Source organism: Streptomyces sp. NPDC059668, assembly GCF_042734135.1.
In the GTDB taxonomy this organism is placed as follows: domain Bacteria; phylum Actinomycetota; class Actinomycetes; order Streptomycetales; family Streptomycetaceae; genus Streptomyces.
This window is the reverse complement of record NZ_JBHWEL010000018.1, coordinates 21,292-27,426: the sequence shown is the minus strand read 5'-3', so window position 1 is coordinate 27,426 and position 6,135 is coordinate 21,292. Positions and strand designations below refer to the sequence as shown.

Genomic DNA, 6,135 nt, shown 5'->3' with positions numbered 1-6,135 from the left:
GTGTGTGTGGGGGGCGCGCCGCCGGTGGCGGGGGGGGGGGGGGGGGGGCGGCCCCACCCCCCCCGCCGCCCCCCCCGCGCCGCCGCCCCCCCCCCCCCCCGCCGGGGGCCCCCCGCCGATCCCGACGTCGGACGTCAGGCGGTGCAGGAGGTGGTGCTGGTGGTGCTGGAGCAGGTGCTGGTGGAGGAGCAGCTGGTGGAGGAGCCGAGCATGACCTCGCTGGCGTCCGAGTAGTCCGTGATCTCGAAGGTCTCCGACTCGAGGTCCAGGATCTCCTGGGCGAGGGAGGCGAGGGTGTTGTCAGCCATGGTGTCTCCTTGTGAGTCCGCGGACCGGGTACCGACCGGGACGGCCCCGGCCGGCGACACGCTGAACCTGCCGGAGGCCAAGACCTCGGGCTCCACCTTTCTACGCGGCCCCGACGTCAGCGCCCTGGCTCCCCGCTGTCACCCCGCTGACACCCCTGCACCGTCCCCCTCCCGGCAGCTCCTCCTACGCGCCCGCCGCAAGTCACTCCACCGTCCCCGCCGCCCCGCCGATGTGCGCTCCGCCGACACCCGAGGAGTCCCGCCCGTGACCAGCGACCTCGACAGACCCCGCACCTCCCAGGGCTCCGGTCACCCCCGGGCAGGGCGCGCACTGCCCGGCCTGGACACCTTGTTGCCCGCCACCATCGAGCTGTACCTCGACCTCCACAGCCACCCCGAACTCTCCGGCGCCGAACGCCGTACCGCCGCCCGGTTCGCGGACCGGCTGGCCGAGGACGGCTTCCACGTACTGCGCGGCATCGGCGGCCACGGCGTGGCCGCCACCCTGTCCAACGGCGAGGGCCCGGCCGTCCTCCTGCGCGCCGAACTCGACGCGCTGCCCGTGGCCGAGCAGACCGGCGTCCCCTACGCGAGCACCGTGACCGCGCCCGGACCGGACGGACACCCCGTCCCCGTGATGCACGCCTGCGGTCACGACGCTCATCTGGCCTGCGTGGCGGCCGCCGCGCGTTGGCTCGCGGCCAACCGCGACAGCTGGCGCGGCACCCTTCTCGTCGTCGGCCAGCCCGCAGAGGAGACCCTCAGCGGTGCCCGCGCGATGCTGGAGGACGGCCTGTACGACCGGATCACGCCGCCCGACGTGGTGCTCGCGCAGCACACGGCGTCCTTCCCGGCGGGGATGGTGGCCCACGCGGACGGCCCGGTCCTGGCGGGCAGCCTCACACTGGAGGTGAGTTTCGAGGGGGACGGCGGGCACGCCGCCACTCCGCACCTCACCGCCGACCCGCTGCTCGCCGCCGCCGGCACGGTGACGCGGCTCGCCACGATCGTGGCCCGGGAGGCCGACCCCGCGGAGCGGCTGGTCGTCTCGGCGACCTCACTGCGGACAGCGGACGCCGGCCACACCGGAAACGTGATCGGCACACAGGCGGCGCTGCACGTCACCGTCCGTACCTTCTCCGAGGCGGCCCTCGACCGCGCCGCCCTCGCCGTGGAGCGGATCGCCCGCGCCGAGGCGGGTGCCGCGGCCCTGCCGCCGCGGGTCACCGTCGCGCGGTCGTCGCGCTCCGGTGTCACCCGCTCCGACCCGGACGTCACAGCCGCCGTCCGCTCCGCACACGTGACCGCCTTCGGGCCCTCCCGCGTCACCGGCTGGCCCGCCACCTCGGCCACCGAGGACTTCCCGCTCCTGACCGGCGCAGGCGCCCACCTGCACGGACACCCCGGCATCCGCGGCGCCTACTGGATGCTCGGTGCGGTCGGCCCCGCACAGTGGGCGGCCGCCCCCGGCACCGGAGCCGCCGAGAAGCTCCGCAGCCTGCCCGGCAACCACTCGCCCCGCTACCTGCCCAGCGTCCGCCTCACCCTCGAGACCGGAACGACCGCACTCGCGACGGCCGCCCTGGCCCGGTTGGCCGGCCCGGCCGACTGACCGGCCTTCCCGCATGTGGCCTGGGGGAGACCCACAGGGCGATTCCGACCTGGTCTTCAGGGGATGCCGGGGCTCCCCGGGAACCAAGGCCGGAGGTTGAAGGCGCCCCATGAGCGGGAGTTGGGTCCCGCGGGGGCACTGGTGCCGACGCGGCCCTTCTGTTCTGCCGGTCCTGTGTCCCTGCTGCTCAGGCCTTCGGGCCGTGCGGGGTGCGGGATCGCGGCTGACCCAGTGGGGGCGGTGGCGGGGAACGTGACACCGTGCGCGGCGGCGCGCTCATTGCGCGGCGGTGCGCGCTCCCGGCCGGCTACGCGTCGATGAACGTCACCGTTTCTGCGAGCGGCGCCCGCCCCGTAGGGGTGTGACTCACTGCGGTGTCCTGGTATCCGATCGACATGCCACAGAAGAGGATGAAGTCGTCCGGGGGAGAGACGACCTCCGCGACGGTCCTGTGGAACTTCGCCCAGGCCATCTGTGTGCAGCTGTGCAGTCCTTCGGCGCGGAGCAGCAGCATGACGGTCTGCAGATACATGCCGAGGTCGGACCACTGAGGGCGGTCCAGGTCGCGGTCGATGTAGCAGAACAGGGCGGCCGGCGCGCCGAAGCAGTCCCAGTTCGCGGAGGCGGCCCTCTGTCGCGCTTCCAGATTCTCGCGCGGGATCCCGAGTCCGCCGTAACGCTGCTCGCCGAAGGCGGAACGGCGTTCGCGGTAGGGGGACTTCAGAGTGAGCGGGTACTGCTCGTACTCCGGTTCGTCCCAGGGGTCGCCGGCGGCCAGCCGTTCACCGGCGCGCTTCTTGAGTTCGGCCAGTGGCCCGTCCGTGAGCACGTAGGCGTTCCATGACTGCAGGTTCGACCCTGAGGGCGCCCACGCCGCGGTGGACAGGACACGCTCCAGAACCTCCCTCGGTACAGGCTGATCGGTGAATGCGCGCACCGCCCGTCGGCTCGTGACCGCCTCGTAGATGTCCACGTCGTCCAGACTCCCAGCTGCTCAACTTTCAATACGCTTGAGACTGTATCACTCACGACTATCTCGTGTTTAACTATCGCTGGGGCTGATCCTCAGTCCACTTGTCCTACCTCGAAACATCACATTCCGGAGAAATCCCATGGCCACGTTGCTGCACATAGACTCCTCCGTGTTCCCTGGCGAGGCGTCCTCGTCCCGGTCGGTCACGGCCGCGTTCCGCAGAGCCTGGAAGGAGCAGCACCCGGAGGGGGCGGTCATCTACCGTGACGTCGCCGCCAGTCCTGTCCCGCACATCACCGCGGACGCCTGGTCCGCCGGTTACGCCGCCCGGTCCGAACACACCCCGGAACAGTCCGCGGCGTTCGCCGGGCGCCTGGAGCTCATCGAGGAGCTGGAGCGGGCGGACGCCGTCCTGATCGGCGCCCCGATGTACAACTTCTCGATCGCCTCGACCCTCAAGGCGTGGCTGGACAACGTGCTCCTGCTCGGCCGTACGGCGGGCGAGGCGCCCTCCGCCCAGGGCACCCCGGCCGTCGTCGTCGCCAGTCGCGGCGGCTCCTACGCGCCGGGCACTCCGCGCGAGGGCTTCGAGTTCGTGCAGAACTACCTGGAGGCGGTCCTCGGGGACACCCTCGGCCTGGACCTCGACTTCATCGTCCCGGAACTCACCATGGCCCGGCGCAACCCGGCCATGTCCGCCCTGGTCCCCCTCGCCGAGGCTTCTCGGGAGCGCGCCCTCGAGGAGGCGGCCGCCAAGGCCAAGCAACTCGCCGAGCGCTTCGCCGCGTAACCTCCGGGGACCCAGGCGCTGAAGGGCGTTTCCCCGGGCTGTTCATCACCCGGCACCCTTACGCCGTCATCGCATCGCCCGGGCCCTCGAAGGGCGGTGACGACGGGCGGCTTCGCCCCTGCGGTCGGCGGCCCGCAGGGGCGTTCGGCGTGCTCGGCCTGCCGGCGGGCCGCTCGTCACGCGGACGCCGACACCTGCGAGGGCGCGAACACCTCGCAGGCCCGTCATGTCGCGCCGTGCCCGTGCGCAAGGCGCCGTGGGCGCAGACGGTGTGCGGCCGCCGCGCGGGGCCAGGTCCACCGCGAGCGGCGACCGCTTCTCCTCGTCAGGCCTGCCTTTCCGGCCTCGCGGTCGGTACACGGGCCACGAGAGGAAGCGTGCCCACACGGCACGCGACCGGCATCGCGTGCCTACCCCTCGCCCTCCGCGGGGTAGGCGATCCGGGTCAGCAGATCCGTCAGCAGTTCGGACTCGCCGGGCTTCAGACCGGCGACCAGAAGGTCAGCCCGCGGCTCCGCGGCCACATGGGCCGCGTCGAAAAGCTCGACGCCCTGTGGCGTGATCTCCACTGCCCGTACCCGCCGGTCCCCGGGAACGGCCTTGCGTACGGCAAGGCCCTTGCGCTCCAGGTCGTCCACGACCCGCATGATTCCCGCCTTGTCGGTACCCGTCGCGGTGGCCAGGTCCCGCTGTGCCGTGGGTCCGCGGTCGACCAGCACGATCAGCACGGCGAAATGCCGCAGTCCGATGCCCAGCGGCCGAAGCGCCTCCTCCATCACCGCGGCGGCGCGCCAGTGCGCCCGGCGCAGCAGTAAGCCGAGGGCGAAGGGCGAGGCGTCTCCGGGGCGGTCGGACACACGCGATGCGGAGGTTCTGTGAGGAACGTCGGCGGTCATGGGGCCACATTACAGCCATCTACTCGTTCAATACGTTCTCTGTTGAAACTATTGTGAATGGCGCATGTACCCTGTCGCACCCAAAATCCGGTGACCATCAGCCATGGCCGCATACGCCGGCACCTTGAGTCTCTCGGGCGGGGCCGTCCTGCCGCCGACTGCCCGCTCGGTGCATCCGCTCCTGTCGCGCCGAGGCTTCCGCTGAGACGACCCGGATGAGGTGAGGGGAATCCGGGACCTCCCGGCACTCGCACGACTCCAACAGGGTGGGATGCCCCGGGTGTCCGCTCAGACATGGCCGTCCAGGAACGTCCGTACCTCGTCGATGGTCATGAGCCCCGTGCCGTGCGCCACCGCCGTTCCCTCCTTCAGCAGGACGTAGGACGGGGCGCCCGTGATTCCGTATCGCTCGGTCGCGGACGGACAGCGCGTGATGTCGGTGCGGACGGCCGTCAGGTGGCCGGTGTACTCGTCGGCGATGCGACCCACGACGAGGTCCATCGCCCGGCAGGGCTCGATCGCCTTGGGCCATGTCCCGGTGAAGTACGCGAGGACCGGGACTCCGCTCATCCCGAGGATGAAATCGAACTCCGCGTCCTCACGGGGTTGGTGAACCCGCTTCGCCATGGAAGCTCCTGACCTCGCGTTCCGTCATTCCGTCCCCATCATCCCCCGCGCGGCATGCCGGCCCGGTCGGTCGTCCGGCCGACCTGTCCCGGCGCCACACGTGGCCTGAGCCGTCGCTGCTCGCGACCACGTCGTCGCCCGCGAGCAGGACTGGCTCACGGGCGACGCGACGCGACGCGAGCAATGCAGAAGGACCCGCCCGAAGGCCCGGATCGTACGGCTGCCCCGGCTGCCCCGGCGACCCATGTGCGAGCCGTGGGCGCCGTCCGGCCCGGCCGCTCGGCCTGATCGGAGACTCCGTCACCTCCGTCACGTCGAGCCGTAGAACAGCTGGAGGAAGTCCTCCATCGCCGCGTTGACGCCCTCGAGGTCGCCGGTGGCGAGCAGGTCGAGCAGGAGACCGCGGACGGTGGCGAGTCCCAGCCTGGCGCGGCTTCTGGCCGCGGCAGGGTCCGCCCCCGCGGCGACCTCGGCGGCCACGAGCGGCTCCAGCCAGTCGTTCACGAGCCCTTCGAGGATCGGGGCGGCCTCGGGACGGCCTCGCAGCGCCTGCCCGTAGATCTCGAAGAAGAGCCGCTCGTGATCGGCCAGTCGAGGGTCCGTCAGCTGCTGCCAGAGGAGACGCGCAGCATCGACGGGGGAGAGGCCGGGCTCCAGCCGCAGCCGGGACAGCAGATCGCGCTGGCGCTGCTCCGACGTCCGGACGATCTCGACGAGCAGGTGTTCCTTGGAGCCGAAGTAGTGGATCAGCATGCGGTGACTGACGCCGATGGCGGCACCCAGGCCGCGCAGGCTCAGGTCCGTGATGCCGTGCGCCGCGACGTGGTCGACGGCCGCGTCCACCAACTGAGCGCGACGGTCCACGTCCTTGCCGGACGCTGCCGCGCCCGCGGGATCTGAGCCGACCACATTCACCACCTCACGAGTGT

7 protein-coding genes are annotated in these 6,135 nt (G+C 71.7%); 2 read left to right on the top strand and 5 right to left on the bottom strand.

The annotated features are described in order from the left end of the window. Positions 1-134 precede the first annotated feature (134 nt). Positions 135-308, bottom strand: a complete 174-nt coding sequence (locus ACFV2J_RS15820) for a thiazolylpeptide-type bacteriocin (protein ID WP_031179489.1) — start codon at positions 306-308, stop codon at positions 135-137. A 265-nt stretch (positions 309-573) separates the two neighbouring features. On the opposite strand from ACFV2J_RS15820, the gene ACFV2J_RS15815 reads away from it, so the two are divergent. Beyond that, complete coding sequence (locus ACFV2J_RS15815) at positions 574-1,920, top strand: amidohydrolase (RefSeq protein WP_385095292.1); 1,347 nt, start codon at positions 574-576, stop codon at positions 1,918-1,920. Between the two features lie 307 nt (positions 1,921-2,227). On the opposite strand, the gene ACFV2J_RS15810 is transcribed toward ACFV2J_RS15815, so the two are convergent. Then, positions 2,228-2,893: a nitroreductase gene (locus tag ACFV2J_RS15810; protein ID WP_385095289.1), complete on the bottom strand. Its 666-nt coding sequence runs from the start codon at positions 2,891-2,893 to the stop codon at positions 2,228-2,230. Positions 2,894-3,032: 139 nt separating this feature from the next. Here ACFV2J_RS15810 and ACFV2J_RS15805 point away from each other — a divergent pair, with 139 nt between their 5' ends. Continuing rightward, positions 3,033-3,683, top strand: a complete 651-nt coding sequence (locus ACFV2J_RS15805; protein WP_385095286.1) for an FMN-dependent NADH-azoreductase — start codon at positions 3,033-3,035, stop codon at positions 3,681-3,683. Between the two features lie 410 nt (positions 3,684-4,093). Here ACFV2J_RS15805 and ACFV2J_RS15800 read toward each other — a convergent pair whose 3' ends face one another. The 3 genes from ACFV2J_RS15800 to ACFV2J_RS15790 form a co-directional block, all read right to left on the bottom strand. After that, entirely contained in the window at positions 4,094-4,540 is a 447-nt protein-coding gene (locus ACFV2J_RS15800) for a MarR family winged helix-turn-helix transcriptional regulator (RefSeq protein WP_385095283.1), read from the bottom strand. A 327-nt stretch (positions 4,541-4,867) separates the two neighbouring features. Further along, a complete protein-coding gene (locus ACFV2J_RS15795) occupies positions 4,868-5,206 on the bottom strand; it encodes a thioredoxin family protein (RefSeq protein WP_385095280.1) in 339 nt (112 codons plus the stop codon). Positions 5,207-5,515: 309 nt separating this feature from the next. Then, positions 5,516-6,124: a TetR/AcrR family transcriptional regulator gene (locus ACFV2J_RS15790; RefSeq protein ID WP_385439130.1), complete on the bottom strand. Its 609-nt coding sequence runs from the start codon at positions 6,122-6,124 to the stop codon at positions 5,516-5,518. Positions 6,125-6,135: the final 11 nt, after the last annotated feature.